The 22,460-nt window shown below is 65.3% G+C and carries 17 protein-coding genes; 6 read left to right on the forward strand and 11 right to left on the reverse strand.

Annotated elements, in window-relative coordinates:
- Window positions 1-153: 153 nt before the first annotated feature.
- The 10 genes from motD to flhA form a co-directional block, all read right to left on the reverse strand.
- Window positions 154-1,011, reverse strand: a complete 858-nt coding sequence (gene motD / locus IX761_RS00880; protein ID WP_194787680.1) for a flagellar motor protein MotD — start codon at window positions 1,009-1,011, stop codon at window positions 154-156.
- A 3-nt stretch (window positions 1,012-1,014) separates the two neighbouring features.
- Window positions 1,015-1,755: a flagellar motor protein gene (locus tag IX761_RS00885; protein WP_194787681.1), complete on the reverse strand. Its 741-nt coding sequence runs from the start codon at window positions 1,753-1,755 to the stop codon at window positions 1,015-1,017.
- Window positions 1,755-2,879 (reverse strand): protein-glutamate methylesterase/protein-glutamine glutaminase, encoded by a 1,125-nt coding sequence (locus IX761_RS00890; protein WP_194787682.1) that lies wholly within the window; start codon window positions 2,877-2,879, stop codon window positions 1,755-1,757. The genes IX761_RS00885 and IX761_RS00890 overlap by 1 nt, the downstream gene beginning before the upstream one ends.
- Before the next feature lie 45 nt (window positions 2,880-2,924).
- Window positions 2,925-5,153, reverse strand: coding sequence for a chemotaxis protein CheA (locus IX761_RS00895; RefSeq protein WP_194787683.1), 2,229 nt, complete (start codon window positions 5,151-5,153; stop codon window positions 2,925-2,927).
- Window positions 5,154-5,165: 12 nt separating this feature from the next.
- Window positions 5,166-5,954, reverse strand: coding sequence for a protein phosphatase CheZ (locus IX761_RS00900; RefSeq protein ID WP_194787684.1), 789 nt, complete (start codon window positions 5,952-5,954; stop codon window positions 5,166-5,168).
- An 18-nt stretch (window positions 5,955-5,972) separates the two neighbouring features.
- On the reverse strand, window positions 5,973-6,347 hold the full coding sequence (locus tag IX761_RS00905; protein WP_011534888.1) for a chemotaxis response regulator CheY: 375 nt from the start codon (window positions 6,345-6,347) through the stop codon (window positions 5,973-5,975).
- 103 nt (window positions 6,348-6,450) lie between these two features.
- Window positions 6,451-7,191 (reverse strand): RNA polymerase sigma factor FliA, encoded by a 741-nt coding sequence (gene fliA, locus IX761_RS00910; RefSeq protein ID WP_194787685.1) that lies wholly within the window; start codon window positions 7,189-7,191, stop codon window positions 6,451-6,453.
- The gene (fleN, locus tag IX761_RS00915; protein WP_016393812.1) at window positions 7,188-8,021 is read right to left on the reverse strand and encodes a flagellar synthesis regulator FleN; all 834 of its coding nucleotides are present in this window, start codon (window positions 8,019-8,021) and stop codon (window positions 7,188-7,190) included. The genes fliA and fleN overlap by 4 nt, the downstream gene beginning before the upstream one ends.
- Before the next feature lie 114 nt (window positions 8,022-8,135).
- Window positions 8,136-9,446, reverse strand: a complete 1,311-nt coding sequence (flhF, locus tag IX761_RS00920) for a flagellar biosynthesis protein FlhF (protein WP_194787686.1) — start codon at window positions 9,444-9,446, stop codon at window positions 8,136-8,138.
- A gap of 11 nt (window positions 9,447-9,457) precedes the next feature.
- On the reverse strand, window positions 9,458-11,587 hold the full coding sequence (gene flhA, locus IX761_RS00925) for a flagellar biosynthesis protein FlhA (RefSeq protein WP_194787687.1): 2,130 nt from the start codon (window positions 11,585-11,587) through the stop codon (window positions 9,458-9,460).
- A 601-nt stretch (window positions 11,588-12,188) separates the two neighbouring features.
- Here flhA and IX761_RS00930 point away from each other — a divergent pair.
- The 6 genes from IX761_RS00930 to IX761_RS00955 are packed head-to-tail and all read left to right on the forward strand — an operon-like array spanning window position 12,189 to window position 18,993.
- A complete protein-coding gene (locus IX761_RS00930; RefSeq protein WP_194787688.1) occupies window positions 12,189-13,148 on the forward strand; it encodes an AAA family ATPase in 960 nt (319 codons plus the stop codon).
- 3 nt (window positions 13,149-13,151) lie between these two features.
- Entirely contained in the window at window positions 13,152-14,096 is a 945-nt protein-coding gene (locus tag IX761_RS00935) for a DUF58 domain-containing protein (RefSeq protein WP_194787689.1), read from the forward strand.
- Window positions 14,093-14,587 (forward strand): DUF4381 domain-containing protein, encoded by a 495-nt coding sequence (locus IX761_RS00940; protein ID WP_194787690.1) that lies wholly within the window; start codon window positions 14,093-14,095, stop codon window positions 14,585-14,587. Before IX761_RS00935 ends, IX761_RS00940 begins: the two co-directional genes overlap by 4 nt.
- Entirely contained in the window at window positions 14,580-15,656 is a 1,077-nt protein-coding gene (locus IX761_RS00945) for a vWA domain-containing protein (protein WP_194787691.1), read from the forward strand. The genes IX761_RS00940 and IX761_RS00945 overlap by 8 nt, the downstream gene beginning before the upstream one ends.
- Window positions 15,653-17,371: a vWA domain-containing protein gene (locus IX761_RS00950; protein ID WP_194787692.1), complete on the forward strand. Its 1,719-nt coding sequence runs from the start codon at window positions 15,653-15,655 to the stop codon at window positions 17,369-17,371. Before IX761_RS00945 ends, IX761_RS00950 begins: the two co-directional genes overlap by 4 nt.
- Window positions 17,368-18,993, forward strand: a complete 1,626-nt coding sequence (locus IX761_RS00955; protein WP_194787693.1) for a BatD family protein — start codon at window positions 17,368-17,370, stop codon at window positions 18,991-18,993. The genes IX761_RS00950 and IX761_RS00955 overlap by 4 nt, the downstream gene beginning before the upstream one ends.
- Before the next feature lie 953 nt (window positions 18,994-19,946).
- Here the strand turns inward: IX761_RS00955 and IX761_RS00960 are convergent.
- Window positions 19,947-21,308, reverse strand: a complete 1,362-nt coding sequence (locus IX761_RS00960; protein WP_194787694.1) for a PAAR domain-containing protein — start codon at window positions 21,306-21,308, stop codon at window positions 19,947-19,949.
- Window positions 21,309-22,460 lie beyond the last annotated feature (1,152 nt).

Consider the following 22,460-nt stretch of genomic DNA (forward strand, 5'->3'; position numbering starts at 1 on the left):
ATCTCGTTGATTTGGCGCGAGACTCTGTAGGAGCGGGCTTGTCCCGCGAACACCGGCAAAGCCGGTGCCACCTATGCGCCGCCTGGTTCGCGGGCCAAGCCCGCGCCTGCAGGACAGCACATCATCATTTACCGGTGCCGGGGAATTGACGAATCAATGCCCCGCCACCGGTGCTGGCGGGGTTGGTGCACTTTGTGTGCCAGCCCGCCGCAGTGCCGCATCGGGTGTCGCATGGGCGCTGCCGCTGCCGGTCAGGCTGCGACGCACCTCGAGGTTGCGCGAGATCACCAGCACCACGCGACGGTTGCGCGCACGGCCTTCGGCGGTGTCGTTGCTGGCCACCGGCTGGTACTCGCCGTAGCCCACCGAAGCCATGCGCGCCGGGCTGACCCCTTCCATCGCCAGCAGGCGGACAATGCTCGCCGCCCGCGCCGAGGACAGCTCCCAGTTGGTCGGGTACTGCGCCGTGCGGATCGGCAGGTTGTCGGTGAAGCCCTCGACGTGCACCGGGTTGGCGAACGGCTTGAGAATGTTCGCCACCTTCTCGATGATCGAGAAGGCGACATCACTGGGCATGGCATCGGCGCTGGCGAACAACAACGAAGAGTTGAGTTCGATCTCGATCCACAGCTCGTTGCCGCGTACGGTCATCTGATCGGACTTGATCAGGTCGCCGAAGGCATCACGCACATCGTCGGCGATGCTCTTGAGCGGGTCGACGCTGGTCTGTGCCAGGCCCGCATCGGTCTGCTCGCTGTCCTTGATCAATGGCTCGGCGGGCTTGACGCTCAGTGGCCGCTCGTCACCGATGGGGATGGGCTTCATGCTGCGATCGGGGTCGTTGAACACCCCGATCAGTGCCTGGGAGATCTGCTTGTACTTGCCTTCGTTGATCGACGAGATCGAGTACATGACCACGAAAAAGGCGAACAGCAGGGTGATGAAGTCGGCGTACGACACCAGCCAGCGCTCGTGATTCTCGTGCTCTTCGGTTTTGCGACGGCGGGCCATGGCTTACTCCATGAAGCCTTGCAGCTTCAGCTCGATCGAGCGCGGGTTCTCGCCTTCGGCGATCGACAGCAGGCCCTCGAGCAGCATTTCGCGGTAACGCGACTGCCGCAGGGTGACAGCCTTGAGCTTGTTGGCGACCGGCAGCAGGATCAGGTTGGCGCTGGCCACGCCATAGATGGTGGCGACGAAGGCCACGGCGATGCCGTTGCCCAGCTGCGACGGGTCGGCCAGGTTGCCCATCACGTGGATCAGGCCCATCACCGCACCGATGATACCGATGGTCGGCGCGTAGCCGCCCATGCTTTCGAACACCTTGGCCGCCTGGATGTCACGGGCTTCCTGGGTCAGGAAGTCGACTTCGAGGATGCTGCGAATGGCTTCGGGCTCAGCGCCATCGACCAGCAGTTGCAGGCCCTTGCGTGCATAGGGGTCGGGCTCGGCGTCGGCCACCCCTTCCAGGCCCAGCAGGCCTTCCTTGCGCGCGGTCAGGCTCCAGTTGACGACCCGGTCGATACCGCCGGCCAGGTCGACCCGTGGCGGGAAGAAGATCCAGCGCACGATCTGCAACGCACGCTTGAACGACGACAGCGGCGACTGCAACAGCGCCGCCGCCAAGGTGCCGCCGAGCACGATCAGGGCCGCAGGGCCGTTGATCAGCGCACCGGCGTGGCCGCCCTCGAGGAAGTTGCCACCGACGATGGCGACAAAGGCGAGGATCAGGCCGATCAGGCTCAGGACATCCATCAGACGCAGGCCTCGACCAGGTGCTTGCCGATCTCGTCCAGGCTGTACACCGCGTCGGCCAGGTTGGCCTTGACGATGGCCATGGGCATGCCATAGATCACGCAGCTGGCTTCATCCTGGGCCCATACGGTGCTGCCGCCCTGCTTGAGCAGGCGCGCACCTTCGCGACCGTCGGCGCCCATGCCGGTGAGCACCACCGACAGCACCTTGTCGCCATAGGACTTGGCGGCGGAGCCGAAGGTGATGTCGACGCAGGGCTTGTAGTTCAGGCGCTCGTCGCCCGGCAAGATTTTCACCGTGCCGCGGCCGTCGACCATCATCTGCTTGCCGCCAGGGGCCAGCAGCGCCAGGCCCGGACGCAGCACATCACCGTCCTCGGCTTCCTTGACGTTGATCTTGCACAGTTTGTCGAGGCGCTCGGCAAACGCCTTGGTGAACGCCGCCGGCATGTGCTGGATCAGCACGATCGGCGCCGGGAAGTTGGCGGGCAGTTGGGTCAGCACCCGCTGCAGCGCCACCGGGCCACCGGTGGAAGTACCAATGGCCACCAGCTTGTAGGGTTTGCGCTTGGGCGCCGGCGAATGCGCGGCCGCCGGTGCGGCGCTGCGCGCCGGAGCAACCGGGCGCGTTGGCGCGGTGCTGGCGAGGCTGCTGGCCGGTGCATGGCTGCTGGCCGGTGCCGGCGCGGCGGCCGGTGCCGGGCTGGAATAGGCGCTGAAACGGCGGTTGCTGCGCGAGATGGTGTGGACCTTCTCGCACAGCATCTGCTTGACCTTCTCGGGGTTGCGCGAGATGTCTTCGAAATTCTTGGGCAGGTAGTCGACCGCGCCGGCATCCAGCGCATCGAGCGTCACCCGGGCGCCTTCGTGGGTCAGCGAGGAGAACATCAACACCGGCGTCGGGCAGCGCTGCATGATATGCCGCACGGCGGTGATGCCGTCCATCATGGGCATTTCATAGTCCATGGTGATGACATCGGGCTTGAGCGACAGCGCCTGGTCGATCGCTTCCTTGCCGTTGGTCGCGGTACCCACGACCTGGATGGTCGGGTCGGACGCGAGAATTTCCGAGACACGGCGGCGGAAGAAACCGGAATCATCCACCACCAGGACCTTGACTGCCATAAACACTCCGTTAGGTGGTGCACCCGCCAGGGCGCACCACCGAAATCAAATACGCCGGGCGGCGTAACGCTTGAGCATGCTCGGGACGTCGAGGATCAGCGCGATGCGGCCGTCACCGGTGATGGTGGCGCCGGACATGCCTGGCGTGCCTTGCAGCATCTTGCCCAGCGGCTTGATCACCACCTCTTCCTGGCCCACCAGCTGGTCGACGACGAAGCCGATGCGCTGGGTGCCAACCGACAGAATCACCACATGGCCTTCGTGCTGCTCTTCGTGCTCATGGTCCTGGACCAGCCAGCGCTTGAGGTAGAACAGCGGCAGCGCCTTGTCGCGTACGATCACCACTTCCTGGCCGTCGACCACATTGGTGCGCGACAGGTCGAGGTGGAAGATCTCGTTGACGTTGACCAGCGGGAAGGCGAAGGCCTGGTTGGCCAGCATCACCATCAGCGTCGGCATGATCGCCAGGGTCAGCGGCACCTTGATGACGATCTTCGAGCCCTGGCCCTTGGCCGAGAAGATGTTGATCGAGCCGTTGAGCTGCGAAATCTTGGTCTTCACCACGTCCATGCCCACGCCGCGGCCGGACACGTCGGAGATCTCGGTCTTGGTCGAGAAGCCCGGGGCGAAGATCAGGTTGTAGCAGTCCGACTCGCTCAGGCGATCGGCCGCGTCCTTGTCCATCAGGCCCTTTTCCACGGCCTTGGCACGCAGCACGCTCGGGTCCATGCCCTTGCCGTCGTCGGAGATCGACAGCAGGATGTGGTCGCCTTCCTGTTCCGCCGACAGCACCACACGGCCGGTACGGGCCTTGCCCGAGGCCTCGCGTTCGTCGGGCATCTCGACACCGTGGTCGACGGCGTTGCGCACCAAGTGCACCAGCGGGTCGGCCAAGGCCTCGACCAGGTTCTTGTCGAGGTCGGTCTCTTCACCGACCAGCTCCAGGTTGATCTCTTTCTTGAGCTGGCGGGCCAGGTCGCGAACCAGGCGCGGGAAGCGGCCGAAGACTTTCTTGATCGGCTGCATGCGGGTCTTCATGACCGCGGTCTGCAGGTCGGCGGTGACCACGTCGAGGTTGGACACGGCCTTGGACATGGCCTCGTCGCCGCTGTTCAGGCCCAGGCGCACCAGGCGGTTACGCACCAGCACCAGTTCGCCGACCATGTTCATGATCTCGTCCAGGCGCGCGGTGTCGACCCGCACGGTGGTTTCCGCTTCGCTGGCACCATGCTTTTCGGCGGCAGCGGCAGGAGCCGGGGCGCGGGCAGGGGCTGGCGCGGCAGGCTTGGCCGCTGCTGGCGCGGCTGCCGGTGCCGGCTTGGCGACCGCCTTGGGCTCGGCCTTGGGCGCGGCTGGCGCGGCTGCTACAGCGGCGGCAGGTGCCTCGGCGACGACCGCGTCGCCGGAGAACTTGCCTTTGCCATGCAACTGGTCCAGCAGCGCTTCGAATTCGTGTTCGCTGATGTCCTCGCCACCGGCACCAGCCGGTGCGGCACTGGCCGCTGGCGCGGCAGCGCTCGGTAGCGCGTCGACGGCAAAGGTACCCTTGCCGTGCAACTGGTCGAGCAGCGACTCGAACTCGTCGTCGGTAATCTCGTCGCTGGTCGCCGTAGTGGCGGCAGGCTCGCTGGCGGTCGCTTCCGCCGAGAACTGGCCTTTGCCATGCAACTGGTCGAGCAGGTTCTCGAACTCGGCATCGGTGATTTCATCGCCACCGCTGCTGGGGCCTTCGCCCTGCAGCTGCTCGTGGGCCGCAGCTTCGGCCTTGACCGCATCGAGCGAGTCGAGCAGTTGCTCGAATTCGGTGTCGGTGATGTCCGCTTCGGCGGCGGCTTCGACCACGGGCTCCGGCGCGGCCTGCACTGCGGCGGGCGCTTCGGCGCCACCGGGCTCGGCCAGGCGCGACAGCGCCGCCAGCAGCTCCGGGGTGGCGGGGGTGACGTCGCTACGCTCGCGCACCTGGCCAAACATGCTGTTGACCGTGTCGAGTGCTTCAAGCACCACGTCCATCAGTTCCGCGTCGACCCGGCGCTCACCTTTGCGCAGGATGTCGAACACGTTCTCGGCGATATGGCAGCACTCCACCAGCTCATTGAGCTGAAGGAAGCCGGCGCCCCCTTTAACAGTGTGGAAACCGCGGAAAATCGCATTGAGCAGGTCCGCGTCATCAGGCCGGCTTTCCAGCTCGACCAATTGCTCGGACAACAACTCGAGGATTTCGCCGGCTTCTACCAGGAAATCCTGGAGGATTTCTTCATCGGCGCCGAAGCTCATTAAACGTGCTCCTTAAAAACCCAGGCTGGACAGCAGATCGTCGACATCGTCCTGACCGGACACGACGTCTTCACGCTTATCGGCATGAATCTGCGGACCTTCACCCCGAGTCGGATGTTTTTCTTCATCTTTTTCAGCACGCAGCTGCTGGTGGTCATGTTCGATCCCGGCAAAGCGGTCGACCTGGCTTGCCATCAGCACGAGCTTGAGCAGATTGCTTTCTACTTCGGTGACCAGCGCGGTTACCCGCTTGATCACCTGGCCGGTCAGGTCTTGATAGTCCTGAGCCAGCAGAATGTCGTTGAGGTGGCCGGCGACCTTGCGGTTGCCCTCGGCGCTGTGCGTCAGGAAACTGTCGACGCGCTTGACCAGCTCGCGGAATTCCGGCGCCGCCACTTCGCGGCGCATGAAGCGCTGCCAGTCGCCCGACAGGCTCTGGGCCTCGGCGGCTAGATCGTTGAGCACCGGGGTGCTCTCCTCCACCAGGTCCATGGTGCGGTTGGCGGCGCCTTCGGTCAGGCGCACCACGTAGGAGAGACGCTCGGTGGCATCGGTGATCTGCGAGACTTCCTCGGCCTGCGGCATGGCCGGGTCGATCTGGAAGCTGACGATTGCGCTGTGCAGTTCACGGGTGAGCTTGCCGACTTCCTGATACAGGCCACGGTCGCGGGTCTGGTTGAGCTGATGAATCAGCTGCACCGCTTCACCGAACCGGCCGCGCTCGAGGCTCTCGACCAGTTCCTGGGCATGTTTTTTCAGGGTTGATTCGAACTCACCCAGAGAGTTGTTGGTTGACTCCATGGCGCCCCCTGACGTGACTCAGCCGTTGACGCGTTCGAAGATCTTCTCGATCTTTTCTTTGAGCACCTGGGCGGTGAATGGCTTGACCACATAGCCGTTGACCCCGGCCTGGGCCGCTTCGATGATCTGGTCACGCTTGGCTTCGGCAGTCACCATCAGCACCGGCATGCCCTTGAGGCGATCGTGCGCACGCACCTTGCGCAGCAGGTCGATACCCGACATGCCAGGCATGTTCCAGTCGGTCACCAGGAAGTCGTAGTGGCCGTTCTCCAGCATCGGCAGCGCCGTGGTGCCATCGTCGGCTTCTTCGGTATTGGTGAAGCCCAGATCACGCAACAGGTTCTTGATGATCCGCCGCATCGTCGAAAAGTCGTCAACGATGAGGATTTTCATGTCTTTGTTCAATTAGACCTCCAAGCAGTCTTAAACGCGCTCGGCGCCGAGCGCGCAGTCAATCAATTCGGCACCACAAAAAACGACTGCAACGGACCCGCACTCAACGTGCCCGCCATTCCCCCAGGCGGCTGCGCAGACGCGCCGCGCACTGGCTGTGCAACTGGCTGACACGCGATTCGCTGACCCCCAGTACCTCACCAATTTCCTTGAGGTTCAGCTCTTCGTCGTAGTACAGCGCCAGGACCAGGCGCTCGCGCTCCGGCAGGTTAGCGATCGCTTCGGTCAAGGCGCTCTGGAAGCGCTCGTCTTCCAGGTCGCGCGATGGCTCCAACTGGCCGCTCGCTCCATCCTCGTGCAAGCCCTCGTGTTCGCCGTCCTGCAGCAGGTCGTCGAAACTGAACAGGCGGCTGCCCAAGGTATCGTTCAAAATCCCGTAGTAATCATCGAGACTCAATTGGAGTTCGGCAGCAACCTCGTGATCTTTAGCGTCGCGACCGGTTCTTGCTTCAACCGAGCGAATCGCGTCACTGACCATGCGCGTGTTGCGATGCACCGAACGCGGCGCCCAGTCCCCCTTGCGCACCTCGTCGAGCATGGCGCCACGAATGCGGATACCGGCGTAGGTTTCGAAACTGGCGCCCTTGCTGGCGTCGTACTTGTTGGCGACTTCCAGCAGGCCGATCATGCCGGCCTGGATCAGGTCTTCGACCTGCACATTGGCCGGCAGGCGCGCCAGCAGGTGGTAAGCGATGCGCTTGACCAACGGCGCGTAGCGTTCCACAAGCTCGTACTGGGCATCCTTGGATGCCTTGCTGTACATCTTGAAACCGCTCGCGTTCATAGCACCGGCCCCGCGCTGGTGGGCTGCACCAGGCGCTCGACGAAGAATTCCAGGTGACCGCGTGGGTTGGCAGGCAGCGGCCAGCTGTCGACCTTCTGCGCGATGGCCTTGAAGGCCAGCGCGCACTTGGATCGTGGGAAGGCCTCGTAGACCGCCCGCTGCTTCTGCACCGCCTTGCGCACGCATTCGTCGTACGGCACGGCACCGACGTATTGTAGGGCGACGTCGAGGAAGCGATCCGTGACCTTGGTCAACTTGGCAAACAGGTTGCGCCCTTCCTGCGGGCTCTGCGCCATGTTGGCCAGCACGCGGAAACGGTTCATCCCGTAGTCGCGGTTGAGCAGCTTGATCAGGGCATAGGCGTCGGTGATCGAGGTGGGCTCGTCGCACACCACCAGCAACACTTCCTGCGCCGCGCGGACAAAACTGACTACCGAGTCACCAATGCCCGCAGCGGTGTCGATCACCAGCACATCGAGGTTGTCGCCAATCTCGCTGAACGCCTGGATCAGGCCGGCGTGCTGGGCAGGTGCCAGGTGCACCATGCTTTGCGTGCCCGAGGCGGCCGGCACGATGCGCACACCGCCAGGGCCCTGCAGCAGCACGTCGCGCAGCTCGCAGCGGCCTTCGATGACGTCGGCCAGGGTGCGCTTGGGCGTCAGGCCCAGCAGGACGTCGACATTGGCCAGGCCCAGATCGGCGTCCAGCAGCATGACCCTGCGACCGAGTTCGGCCAGCGCCAGGGACAGGTTCACTGAAACGTTAGTCTTGCCGACGCCACCTTTGCCACCGGTCACGGCGATCACCTGTACGGGATGCATGCTACCCATGTCTGTTCTTTACCTTGTCTCGCTTGGACCCAGGCCACATGAGGGGCTGAACGCTCAAGGCCACGGACAGGCCGGGCAACCCCATGATGTAGGTACGTTGCACAGTATTCACCTTCAACCCGCACGCTTGCCGGGGTTGTGGTAGAGATCAGCGAACATGTCGGCCATGGCCTCCTCGCTGGGCTCGTCCTGCATCTGTACGCTCACCGCGCGGCTCACCAGCTGGTGCTTGCGCGGCAATTGCAGGTCATCCGGGATACGCGGCCCGTCGGTGAGGTAGGCAATCGGCAACTCGTGACCGATGGCCAGGCTCAGCACCTCACCGAGGCAGGCTGTTTCATCGAGCTTGGTCAGGATGCAACCGGCCAGGCCACAGCGCTTGTAGCTGTGGTAGGCGGCGGTGAGCACCTGCTTCTGGCTGGTGGTGGCCAGTACCAGATAGTTCTTCGAGGCGATGCCACGCCCGGCCAGCGTCTCCAGCTGCATGCGCAGGGCCGGGTCGCTGGCCTGCAGGCCGGCGGTGTCGATCAGCACCACGCGCTTGCGCAGCAGCGGCTCGAGCGCCTGGGCCAGGGACTCGCCCGGATCGACGTAGGTTACCGGTACATTGAGAATGCGCCCCAGGGTCTTCAGCTGCTCCTGAGCACCGATGCGGAAGCTGTCCATGCTCACCAGCGCGATATTGCTCGCGCCGTACTTGAGCACATAGCGTGCGGCCAGTTTCGCTAGCGTGGTGGTCTTGCCCATGCCGGCCGGGCCGACCATGGCGATCACCCCGCCCTCCTCGATCGGCTCGATCTCCGGGACGTCGATCATCCGCGCCAGGTGCGCCAGGACCATGCGCCAGGCGTGGCGCGGCTCTTCGATTTCGGCGGTCAGTTCCAGCAGCTCGCGCGCCAGCCCACCCGACAAGCCCAGGCGCTGCAAGCGGCGCCAGAGGTTGGCCTGTTGCGGCTTGCTACCCTGCAGTTGGCTCCAGGCCAGCGAGCCGAGCTGCACTTCAAGCAGCTCGCGCAGGCCGGTCAGCTCAAAGCGCATGGCATCGAACAGGCGCGGGTCGACCGGCGCAGGAGCCGGCTTGATTGCCGGCACGGGCTCTTCGACGTGCGGCTCGACCAGGGGTTCGGAGGCGGTCAGCGACTGCCCGGCGAACAGCTGGCGGTTACCCTCGCCCACTTCGCTGCGGCTGCTGATCTCGGCCTGGGCGGTGACGATGCGCGACTGGGTCTTGCGCAACTCGTCTTCCAGCTCGACATTGGGCACGCGCGGGGCCAGGGCGGACAGCTTGTAGTCCAGCGCGGCCGTCAGTTCGACACCGCCAGCGATGCGCCGGTTGCCGATGATGGCGGCATCGGAGCCGAGCTCATCACGAACCAGCTTCATGGCCTGACGCATATCGGCGGCGAAAAAACGCTTAACTTGCATAACCCACTACCTCAGCCGTTGGGGCCCACGGTGGCAACGATGGTGACTTGCTTGTTGTCAGGTATTTCCTGATACGCCAAAACATGCAAATTCGGTACAGCCAGGCGACCGAAGCGCGACAGCATGGCGCGGATCGGGCCGGCAACCAGGAGGATGGCCGGCTGGCCCTGCATTTCCTGACGCTGGGCCGCCTCGATCAGCGAGCGCTGAAGCTTTTCGGCCATGCTAGGTTCAAGAAGAACACCATCTTCCTGACCCTGCCCGGCCCTTTGCAGACTATTTAGCAAGATTTGTTCCAACCTTGGCTCCAGGGTGATCACAGGCAGCTCGGACTCAACGCCGACAATGCTTTGCACGATTGCGCGAGACAATCCGACGCGCACCGCCGCCACCAGCGCGGCGGTATCTTGACTCTTCACCGCATTGTTGGCGATGGCTTCGGCAATGCTGCGGATGTCGCGTACCGGCACCTGCTCGGACAGCAACGCCTGCAACACCTTGAGCAACCCCGACAAGGAAATGACACCCGGCACCAGCTCTTCGGCCAGCTTCGGCGACGCCTTGGCCAGCACTTGCAGCAGTTGCTGGACCTCTTCGTGACCGATCAGCTCATGGCAGTGTTTCTGCAGGATCTGGTTGAGGTGGGTGGCCACCACGGTGCTGGCGTCGACCACGGTATAGCCCAGCGATTGCGCCTGGGCGCGCTGGGCGACATCGACCCACACCGCCTCCAAACCGAACGCCGGGTCGCGCGCGGCGATGCCGTTGAGGGTGCCGAACACCTGGCCCGGGTTGATCGCAAGCTCGCGGTCCGGGTAGATCTCGGCCTCCGCCAGGATCACCCCCATCAGCGTCAGGCGATAGGCACTGGGCTGCAGGTCGAGGTTGTCGCGAATGTGCACGGTGGGCATGAGGAAGCCCAGGTCCTGCGAGAGCTTCTTGCGCACACCCTTGATTCGCGCCAGCAACTGGCCGCCCTGGTTGCGGTCGACCAGCGGGATCAGGCGGTAACCGACTTCCAGGCCGATCATGTCGATCGGGGTCACGTCGTCCCAGCCCAGCTCCTTGGTGTCCAGCGCGCGCTGCGGCGAGGGCAGCAGGTCCTGCTGGCGCTGCGCCTCGGCCAGCGCCTCGACCTTGGCTTTCTGTTGCTTCTTCCACAACAGCCAGGCACCGCCGGCGGCCAGGCCGCCCAGGCTGAGGAAGGCCATGTGCGGCATGCCCGGCACCAGGCCCATGACGATCATCAGGCCGGCGGACACCGCCAGGGCCTTGGGCGAATCGAACATCTGCCGGTTGATCAGCTTACCCATGTCCTCGGAGCCCGAGGCACGGGTGACCATGATCGCCGCGGCGGTGGACAGCAACAGTGATGGCAATTGCGCCACCAAACCGTCACCGATGGTCAGCAGGGCGTACACCTTGCCGGCATCGCCGAAGGTCATGCCGTGCTGCAGCATGCCGATGAGCATGCCACCGATGAGGTTGATGAACAGGATCAGCAGGCCGGCGATGGCGTCGCCACGGACGAACTTGCTGGCACCGTCCATCGAGCCGTAGAACTCGGCCTCCTGCGCCACCTCGGCGCGGCGCGCCTTGGCCTGGGCCTGGTCGATCAGGCCGGCGTTGAGGTCGGCGTCGATGGCCATCTGCTTGCCAGGCATGGCGTCGAGGGTGAAGCGGGCGCTCACCTCGGAGATGCGCCCGGCACCTTTGGTCACCACCACGAAGTTGATGATCATGAGGATGGCGAACACCACCGCACCGACGACATAGTTGCCACCGATCACCACTTCACCAAACGCCTGGATCACCTTGCCCGCCGCGCCATGGCCCTCCTGGCCGTGGAGCATGACCACCCGCGTCGAGGCGACGTTCAGCGCCAGGCGCAGCAGCGTGGCCACCAGCAGGATGGTCGGGAAGGCGGCGAAGTCCAGCGGACGCAGGGCGTACACGCAGACCAGCAGGACCACGATCGACAACGCGATGTTGAAGGTGAAGAACACGTCGAGCAGGAACGGCGGGATCGGCAACATCATCATTGCCAACATCACCAGCAGCAACAGCGGCACGCCGAGGTTGCCCCGGCCGAGTCCGGCCAGGTTGTTACGGGCGTTGCTGATTAACTGAGTGCGATCCACCGCGAGTCCTCTTGAAGCAAAACTTTGACGCCTGAGTGGCGCCTGGCGCTGCCTCTGCAAGAAGCTTTCCAACTTTGCGGGAAGTTGGGGAATCGGTGTTTGCGTGTGCATGGGTGGGTATTGCGGTGAGGCTGACAGGTGCTTGCAGATGTGCTTGCAGCGCCCTTGAGATCGAGCGCCGCCCGCGCGGCGCATCGCTGGCAAGCCAGCTCCCACATCTGTTTCGGGCCAATGATGCCTGTGAGGTCTCCACTGTCCGCCTTGGTGCATGCCTCAAGTCTAGTGGGGCGGCATCAGCGCCAACGCTGAAACCGCGTCGTACAAACAGGGCGGACAGTGGAGATGGACCAGGAGTAACTGGCCCGAAACAAATGTGGGAGCTGGCTTGCCAGCGATGCGCCGCGCGGGCGGCGCTCGATCTCAAGGGCGCCATAAACCTTTCGGCAAGCACCCGCCAGCCTCACCGCAAAACCCACCCACCTCTTTTCAAGATATTTACCCCCCGCCATTGGTCGCCGCCCCCTCGGATGCATTAAAGTATCCACCCACCCGGCAACCGCGCCCCAGCGCATCCGGCCCCTATCCCCAGGAACCGTCGACGATGGAACACCGTGAGGCGCTGATCGCGCTGCGCACCTTTCTCTCCACCCAGATTCTCGGCCAGGAAAAACTCGTCGAACGGCTGCTGATCGTGCTGCTCGCCGACGGCCACATGCTGGTGGAAGGTGCCCCGGGCCTGGCCAAGACCAAAGCCATCAAAGAGCTCGCCGAGGGTATCGAGGCGCAGTTCCACCGCATCCAGTTCACCCCCGACCTGCTCCCCGCCGACATCACCGGCACCGAAATCTATCGCCCGGAAACCGGCAGCTTCGTGTTCCAACAAGGGCCGATCTTCCACAACCTGGTGCTGGCCGACGAAATCAACCGCGCCCCGGCCAAGGTGCAATCGGCGTTGCTCGAGGCCATGGCCGAGCGCCAGGTCAGCGTCGGGCGCAGCACCTACGAGCTGTCACCGCTGTTCCTGGTAATGGCCACGCAGAACCCGATCGAGCAGGAAGGCACCTACCCGCTGCCCGAAGCCCAACTCGACCGTTTCCTCATGCACGTGAAGATCGGCTTCCCCGACGCTGCGGTCGAACGGCGCATCCTGCTCCAGGCCCGCGGCGAAGCACTGGGCGGTGAGGTGAAACCCGAACGCCGGGTCAGCCAGCAGGCGATCTTCGCCGCGCGCAAGGAAATCCTTGGGCTGTACATGGCCGATGCGGTGGAGGAATACCTGGTGCAGTTGGTGATGGCCACTCGCACCCCGGCCAAGTTCGACGGCGAACTGGCCGACTGGATCGCCTACGGCGCCAGCCCGCGCGGCTCGATCGCCCTGGACCGCTGCGCACGCGCCCACGCCTGGCTGGCCGGGCGCGACTTCGTCAGCCCCGAGGATATCCAGGCGGTGCTGTTCGACGTACTGCGCCACCGCATCATCCTGTCGTTCGAAGCCGAGGCCGCGGGGGTCGACCAGGATCGCGTGGTCCAGCGCATCCTCGACGTCGTCGCCGTCGCCTGATCGATGCCCACCTCGCACCTGGCCGACCCCGGCATCCGCATCGGCCTGGCCGAGCTGATCGACATGCGTCACCGTGTGCGCGAGATCCAGCTTTTCTCGCGGCCTGGCCAGCGCAGCCCGCTGGTGGGCCTGCACCATTCCAAGCTGCGCGGGCGCGGCGTCGACTTCGACCAGGTGCGGGTGTACCAGGCAGGTGACGACGTGCGCAACATCGACTGGCGCGTCACCGCACGCACCCAGGAGCCGCACACCAAGCTGTTTCATGAAGAGCGCGAACGGCCGATCTTCATCCTGGTCGAGCAGAGCCAACGGCTGTTCTTCGGCTCGGGGCTGATGTTCAAGTCGGTGCTGGCGGCCCAGGCCGCCGCGCTGTTCGGCTGGGCCGCCCTGGGCCACAACGACCGCATCGGCGGGCTGGTGTTCGGCGACAACGAACACCTCGAGATCAAGCCGCGGCGCAGCAAGCAGAGCCTGTTGCAGTTGCTCAACCGCCTGGCCAAGGCCAACCAGGCCCTGCACACCGAAGCCGTGCCCCAGGCGGACAGCCTCGGCCTGGCCCTGCGCCGCGCCCGCGAGGTGCTGCGCCCAGGCAGCCTGGCCATCATCATCTGCGACGAGCGTGCACTCAGCCCCGGCGTCGAGCAACACCTGGCCATGCTCTCGCGCCATTGCGACGTGCTGCTGCTGCCGGTCAGCGACCCCCTCGACCATGCCCTGCCCGCCGCCGGCCTGCTGCGTTTCGCCCAGCGCGGCGCGCAGCTGGAGCTCGACACCCTCGACGCCAACCTGCGCCAGGCTTACCGCCAGCAGGCCGAGGCGCGCATCGAGCGTTGGGAACTGCTGGCGCAGAAGCTACGGGTGGTGCTGATGCCGCTGAGCACCCAAAGCGAGATGATCGAGCAACTGCGCGAATACCTGAACGCCCAGCGCCCCGGGAGCCGGCAATGAACAGCCTGGACCAGCTGCAACCGCTGATTGCCCCGCCGGCGGTCAGTATGTGGCCGCCGGCACCCGGTTGGTGGCTGCTGCTCGCCCTGCTGCCGCTGCTGGGCTGGGGCTTGTGGCGCCTGCGCCGCTGGCGCCCCGGCAAGCGCAAGGTGGTGCGGGCCGAGCAACCGCTGGACCCGGTGCGCGTCGAGGCCTTGGCCGAACTCGCCCGCCTGCCACGCCCCTACGACGGCGCCCCGGCGGGTGCCTGGCTGCAGCAGATCAACGCCCTGCTCAAGCGCCTGTGCCGCAACCATTACCCCGGCGCCAACAGCCACACCCTCAATGGCCGGCAGTGGCTGGCGTTTCTCGACAACCGCTGCCCCGCCGCCGGGCTGACCCGCTGGATGGTATTGGTCGAGGGCGCCTACAAACCCGAGTGCAAACTCGACGACAAGGCCATCGCCGGGCTCTCCCAGGCGGTCGAAACCTGGATCCGCAAGCATGTTTGAACTGGCCTGGCCGTGGATCTTCGCGCTGCTGCCGCTGCCTTGGCTCGCACGCTTGCTGCTGCCCGCCGCCGACAGCGGCGAGCCGGTGCTCAAGGTGGGCTTCCTCGACGAGCTCGAAGGCCTGGCCGGGCGCCGCGCGCGGCTGAACCTGCCGACCTGGCGCCAGCAGGCACCGTTCATCGTGATCTGGCTGCTATTGCTGCTGGCCGCCGCACGGCCCCAGTGGCTGGGCGACCCGGTGCCGGTGGCGGCCAGCGGCCGCGACCTGCTGGTGGCGGTGGACGTGTCCGGCTCGATGGACTTCCCCGACATGCAGTGGCAAAACGAGGAAATCAGCCGCCTGGACTTGGTCAAGGCACTGATGGGCGACTTCCTTCAGGACCGTCAGGGCGACCGGGTGGGGCTGATCCTGTTCGGCAGCCAAGCCTACCTGCAAGCACCGCTGACCTTCGACCGCCGTACCGTGCGCACCTTCCTCGACGAGGCGCAGATCGGCATCGCCGGCAAGAACACCGCCATCGGCGACGCCATCGGCCTTGCGGTCAAGCGCCTGCGCCAGCGCCCGGCGCAGAGCCGGGTGCTGGTCCTGATCACCGACGGCGCCAACAATGGCGGGCAGATCCACCCGCTGACCGCGGCCCGCCTGGCGGCGCAGGAAGGCGTGCGCATCTACACCATCGGCATCGGCGCCAACCCCGAGGCCAGCGGAACCCCAGGCCTGCTGGGCTTGAACCCGAGCCTGGACCTGGACGAAGCATCGCTCAGGGAGATCGCCGACATTACCCACGGCAGCTACTTCCGCGCCCACGACGGCGCCGAACTCGACGCCATCGGCGACTCCCTCGACCAGCTGGAGCCGGTGGCCCAGCAGCCGACCCAGGCACGCACCGCCCATGAACTTTATGCCTGGCCACTGGCCCTGGCGCTGCTGCTCAGCGTGCTGCTGGTGGTGGCCGTGCAATGGCCGGACAATCGGCTGCAGCGGCTGCTGCGCAAGCCACGCTTCCTGCAGCCACACCCGGAATGGCGCCAGCGCCTCAAACGCTTGCGGCTGAGGAGGCGGCGATGATCGAGTTCTGGCCGCAATGGCTGCGCCCGCTCTGGCTCCTGGCTCTGCCGCTGCTGGGCTGGTTGCTGTTCAAGCTCTGGCACCGGCGCAAGCGCACCGGGCGCTGGCAATTGATCCTGCCCCAGCCGTTCCACGCTGTGCTGCTCGGCGGCGGCAGCGGCAGCACCAGCAAACTGCCCTGGGTCGCCCTGGGCCTGGCCTGGCTGCTGGTCATGCTGGCACTGCTGGGCCCAAGTTGGCAGCGCCTGGAAGATACCCGCCAACGCCCGGCCGACCCATTGGTGATCCTGCTCGAGCTCACCCCGCAGATGCTCGCCGAGGACAGCGCCCCCAATCGCCTGGAGCAAGCCCGGCGCAAAGTCCTCGACCTGCTGGAGCACCGCCGTGACAGCCAGACCGCGCTGATCGTCTACGCGGGCTCCGCCCACACCCTGGTGCCGCTGTCCGATGACCTGGGCACCACGCGCAACCTGCTTGAAGCCGTCGACCCGTCGATCATGCCGCAACCCGGCCAGCGCGCCGACCTGGCGGTGCAGAAGGGCTTGGCGCTGCTGGCCCAGAGTGGCCTGGGCCAAGGGCGCCTGCTGCTGATCGGCTCGGCGCTGAGCGAACAGGAGCGTAACGGCATCACGCGCGCCCTGGGCCGGCAAGGGCCGAGCCTGCTGATGCTGGGTATCGGCACCAGTGAAGGCGCCCCGGTGCGCCAGGCCAACGGTGAATACCTCAAGGACGACCAGGGCGGCATCCTCCTGCCACGCCTGGACAGCGTCTCGCTCAAGCGCTTCATCGCCGGCACCGGCGGACGCTACCGCCATGCCCGCATCGACGACCTCGACCTGCGCGGCCTGGGGCTGTACGACAATCCGCGGCTGCTGCGTGACGACGGCCAGACCGTGCAACTGGACAGCTGGGCCGACCAAGGTTATTGGCTGCTGCTGCCCCTGCTGTTGCTCGCTGCCTGCGCCGGCCGGCGCGGCTGGCTGTTCTGCCTGCCGCTGCTGCTGGCGCTGCCGCAACCAAGCCAGGCCTTCGAATTCAACGACCTGTGGCTACGCCCCGACCAGCAGGGCCAGCGCCTGCTGCAACGCCAACGACCGGCCGAAGCCGCACGTCACTTCGCTGACTCGCAATGGCGCGGCATGGCCCTTTACCAGGCCGGCGACTTCGCCGGTGCCGCCGCAGCCTTCGCCCAGGGCAGCACCGCCGCCGCCCACTACAATCGAGGCAATGCCCTGGCCCGTGCAGGCGAGCTGGAGGCCGCGCTGGACGCCTACGAGCAGGCGCTCGAGCGCCAGCCCGATCTCAAGCCGGCACTGGACAACCAGGCCCTGGTCCAGCAACTGTTGCAGCAGCGCGAGGCCAGCGCCGAGGAACAGCCGGCCAACGATGACGCCCAGGGCACGCCGGACAAAGACAGCGAAGGCAACAGCAGCTCGTCCAGCAGCCAGGCCCAGGGCACGCCCGGCAGCGACGAACGGGCCCAGGCCGAGCAGTCGAGCGAAGGCAAAGGCAACACCCAGGCGCCGCCCGGTACCGCCGGCGGCGACGATGACAGTGTCACCCGGCCGCCCCAGCGGCCACTCTCCACCAGCCTCGACGCCGAACAGCGCCAGGCCCTGGAACAGTGGCTGCGGGAGATCCCCGACAACCCGGCGGAACTGCTGCGGCGCAAATTCTGGTATGAACAGCAATTGCATCAGGAAACCCCACGATGAGTCGCCTCGGCGTCTTTCTCATTACCCTGCTGTTGAGCCTCGCGGCCCAGGCCGAACTCACCCTGCAGGCCAGCGTTGATCGCACCCGCCTGCAAGCCGGCGAAACCCTCGAGCTGACCCTCGAAAGCCAGGACGTCACCCAGTTCGGCAAGCCCGACCTGCGCGCCCTGGAGCCTGACTTCGAAGTGCGCGGCACGCGCCAGCTCAACAGCCTGCACACCCTCGACGGCGAGACCCGCGCCAGCACGCGCTGGATCATCACCCTGCTGCCTCGGCGCAGCGGCAGCCTGCGCATCCCCGAACTGCAACTTGGCCAGTCCCACAGCCAGGCCATCGAGCTGCAGGTGCAGCAGGCCGACAGCCAGCGCCCGGATGCGGCCTCCCAGGTGTTCGTCGAAGCCACCCTGGACAGCAGCGAGGTCTACGTCCAGGCCCAGGCCGTGCTCACCCTGCGCATCTACCACTCGGTGGCGCTGTATGACGACAGCAGCCTCAGCCCCCTGCAATTGGAAAATGCCAAGGTCGACCCGCTGGGCGAGTCGCGTACCTATGAAAAAGACATCAACGGTGTGCGCCACGGCGTCATCGAGACCCGCTACGCGATCTATCCACAGCAAAGCGGCAACCTCGACATCCCCCCGCTCGCCTTCACCGCCACCGCCGCCGACAACGGCGAACAGCCGGCCGGCACACCCCGGGTCGGGCGCCAGGTGCAGGTCAGTTCGCTGCCGTTGCGCCTGACGGTCAAACCGATCCCGGCCAGCTACCCCAAGGACACTCCCTGGCTACCGGCGCGCGGCCTCACCCTGGAAGAGCACTGGAACCCCGACCCGGCCAGCCAGCCCACGCAGATCGGCGACTCGCTGACGCGCAATATCACCCTGCGTGCCGAGGGGCTTTCCAGCACCCAGCTGCCACCGCTGCCCGCCACCGAGACCCTCGGCCTGCGCCGTTACCCCGACCAGCCGTTGCTGCGCAACGAGATCGGCGAACGCGGCATGGTCGCCAACCGCGAGGAACGCGAAGCCCTGGTGCCTACTCACAGTGGCGAACTGGCCCTGCCGGCGCTGGAGGTCACCTGGTGGAACACCCGCGAAAATCACCTGGAACACAGCAGCCTGCCGGCGCGCACCCTGAATGTGCAGGACAACCCGGCACTGAGCGCCGACACCCCGGTCGGTGACGGCACCACCAGCAACCGCCCGCTGTGGCCCTGGCAGTTGGCCACGTTGGTGTTCGCCCTGACCACGCTGCTCGGCTTTGCCCTGTGGTGGCGCGCCCGGTCACAACCGGCGGTGCTGCGCGCCGCGCAGACCGGCCCAAGCCCGCGCACCCTGCTTGACGACCTCAAGCGCGCCTGCCAGGCCAACGACCCCCAGGCCACGCGCCAGGCCCTGGATGCCTGGGCGCGCCAGCAGCCGGAAACCCTGGCCGAGATGGCGGCGCGCTTCGTGCCGTTGTCCGATGCCCTCGACGGGCTGAACGGCGCGCTGTACAGCGAAAGCGGGCAGTACTGGCATGGCGATGAGTTGTGGCGCGCGATCGGGGACATCCCCCCGGCCGAGCAAGTGCTGACGCCGACGGGCGAGCCGGGCAGCTTGCCGCCGCTGTATCCGAAGTAGGTCCTTTTCGGCTGCTCACTTCGCGGTCCGTTTCGTGCCAACAAGGCGGACGGTGGAGATCTCACAGGATAGATTGGCCCGAAACAAACTGTAGGAGCCGGCTTGCCGGCGAAGCGCCGCGCGGGCGGCGCTCGATCTCAAGAGCGCTGCAAAAACACCGCCAGGCACCTAGGGGCCCTCACCCGATATCCCGACATGCACACCCAGGCCACCGCGCAATTCTGCTTATCCAAGTCCAGCGGTGTGGCGCCCGGGTGCCTGTCTTGGGATCGCATGAGGGCCACCAGGTGCATGCCGACAGATATGCAGCGCTCTCAAGATCGAGCGCCGCCCGCGCGGCGCTTCGCCGGCAAGCCGGCTCCTACAGTTTGTTTCGGGCCAGTTATGCCAGCACCGCCGCAGCTGTACGCCTTGTTTGTACGACGCGGTTTCTGTGTGGACGCTACCGCCGCCCCACATGACTCAAGGCATGCACCAAGTCGGGCGCCGCTCGATCCCATGACCGCTTTGAGCCGAGTGATACCCTTCATCTATCTAGCCAAGATAATTGAGCCCGCAACTATTATGTCCGCTTCAGTTCGACAAACAGTTCAACGACAGCTGCCCAAGCCAAAGAAATATAGACACAGAAAATAGCGATTCTTATACGTCTCTTAAGATAGACAGGAAAATTGCGGTAGTCCTCCGAGTCTAGATCACCCCGCCTAATTGATAACCCTGGCCAGACTAGCACTCCCGCAATAGCGCCTACCGTCATCCATCGAAGTTTTAATGTAAAGCCTCCTCCCCGCCTCAACTCATCATGCAGACATTTACTTCTCTGAAGTGCTTCACACATCAAGTCAAAGTGCCTTGAGGAAGCGATATGCGCACTGATTCCTATGCCTGTGAGCCCAGTTAAAAAGGGTGTAATCAACACTGCGATTTTCACACCTGCCGGCCAATTGCTCAGATCAATCATAGAATGTCTCGTAAATTGTCTCTCCAACATGCTCGCCGGCTTGCCCCATCAACGAACTGCCTGCAAAAGAACCTGCCCCAACTGTTGCTATTCCGCAGACTGCTCGCCCCCAAGGGCCGAAGTAGCAAACGTACTTGATTGCCGACTGCCCGGCCAAAGCGCCAGCTGTTCCTCCGGCCAACCCACCCGCAAAGCTGCCTGTCTCAGTGAACCTAATCCGTTTGCACTCTTCGGTCTCCCCCGCCCGGCACGCCTCGTAGATCTTCATGTACGACGAAGTCGCCCCCAACCCCACCGCCACATGCCCGCCGTATTTCAGGTACTTGGTCATCTTCGCCACCTCATCCAGGTGCGTCGCATACCCAGGGATCGCCCCCGGTGCGCCGGCCTTCGACCAGTGATGCACCAGGCTCTTGGTCGAGATCCCCAGCCCGCGACGCAGGTCCTCGTGCTGCCCCAGGTTCAGGTACTTGCCGAGAAACGCGCTGCGCAGTTGCGCGTTCAGCTGGCCATACAGCGCCTTGCGCTCGGCGAAGAACTGCGGGCTGTTCAGGTGCCGATGCGCGATGAACTCGCGCTGGTGCAAACGCTCGATGCCCTTGAGCGTGTCCGTCACCTGCCCCAGCCCTCGCGACAGCATGTCCTTGCCCACCCCCATCGACTGGCTCGCGCCGTTGAGCACGCCGGCGATCTCGGCCATGTGCCGCATCATGAAGTCGGCTTCCTCGGTACTGAGCAGCGCCAGCGACGCCCGGGCGCTGCGCGCCGCGGCCATCAGCTCGGCTTCTTCACGGGTGCAGGCGTAGCTGTGCTCGGGGGCGCCGAGCACGAACAGCTCGCCCGCCTTGAAGCCCTGGTCGAAGGTGGGGTTGAGCCGGCGCACCAGCGACAGCGGCAGGTTGCCCGGCAGCGCGGCGAGCTGTTGCAGCACCTGCTCGCCGGTCATGCTGCGCGGCACGATATAGAAACCGGGTTGCAGCGCGGCAGGGGTCGCCATGGCGGCCTGTGGGGTGGGTGTGGTGCGCTCGGCAGCCACCGGTGAGGGTGCAGGAGCATTGGCCGGGGCGGCATCCGACGATGCGATCAGGCGGTTGCTGCCCAGCGGGCAGCCACAGCGTACGCGGGCGCCATCGACGACGGTGGGTACGCCATCCTGGAGGAAGCGCTGTTCGCCATCGATGAGGGTCCCCACCTGTCCGCACTTCGGGCAGGCGGTGGTCTGGTCGCCTTCGAGCAGCCAGGCATGGCCATTCACGTTACCCGCTGCCCGTTTGCCGATACAAATGGCGCCGGTGGTGGTGCGGTCACCGTCGAGGCCTTGGCCCTTGCCGTAGATCACGATGCGATAGGTCATGGGCGCTCACCTGCGGCGATGCCCTTGAAGCGGTTGCTGGTCATGCGGCCTTTCCTTGTGCGCAGAAAACGCCGAACGCTAGCAGCTCGATGACGCTTCCGGCGGCGCCGGAAGCAGATCAGGAAACGTCCTACGGAAAAGGCGGAATACTCACTCGGCCATGGCTTGCGCTGAACAACAAACATCCTCGAGTTGTGATCTGTCAGAAGGGTGGAACCACTTTGCGCCGCATTCACAAGCCATGCGCTGCGCCAGCAGCGCCAACGCGATGCCGCGTCGTGCCAACAAGGCGGACGGTCGAGACCTCACAGACATAACTGGCCCGAAACAAACGTGGGAGCGGCGGTTCGCCGCTGCGACTTGTCCCGCGATGCGCCGCGCGGGCGGCGCTCGATCTTGAGAGCGCTACAAAAAAACCGGCAAGCACCTGGTGGCCCTCACCGGATATCCAGACATGCACCCGCAGCCCACCGCGCAATTCTGCTTATCCAATTCCAGCGGTGTGGCGCCCAGGCGTCTGTCTTGGGATCGCATGAGGGCCACCAAGCGCATGCCGACAGATATGCAGCGCCCTCAAGATCGAGCGCCGCNCGNGCGGCGCTTCGCCGGCAAGCCGGCTCCTACAGTTTGTTTCGGGCCAGTTATGCCAGCGCCGCCGCGGCTGTACGCCTTGTTTGTGCGACGCGGTTTCTGTGTGGACGCTATCGCCGCCCCACATGACTCAAGACATGCACCAAGGCGGACAGTGGAGACCTCACAGGATGGATTGGCCCGAAACAAACTGTAGGAGCNGGCTTGCCNGCGAAGCGCCGCGCGGGCGGCGCTCGATCTCAAGNGCGCTGCAAAAACACCGNCANGCACCTGGTGGCCCTCACCGGATATCCCGACAGGCACCCGCAGCCCACCGCGCGATTCTGCTTGTCCAATTCCAGCGGTGTGGCGCCCAGGCGCCTGTCTTGGGATCGCATGAGGGCCACCAAGTGCCTGCTGTCAGATTTTCAGCGCTCTCAAGATCGAGCGCCGCCCGCGCGGCGCTTCGCCGGCAAGCCGGCTCCTACATCTGTTTCAGGCCAGTTATGTCTGTGAGATCTCCGCCGTCCGCCTTGGTGCATGTCTTCAGTCATGTGGGGCTACGGTAGCGTCCACGCAGAA

This window comes from Pseudomonas sp. UFMG81, assembly GCF_015354575.1.
Lineage (GTDB): Bacteria > Pseudomonadota > Gammaproteobacteria > Pseudomonadales > Pseudomonadaceae > Aquipseudomonas.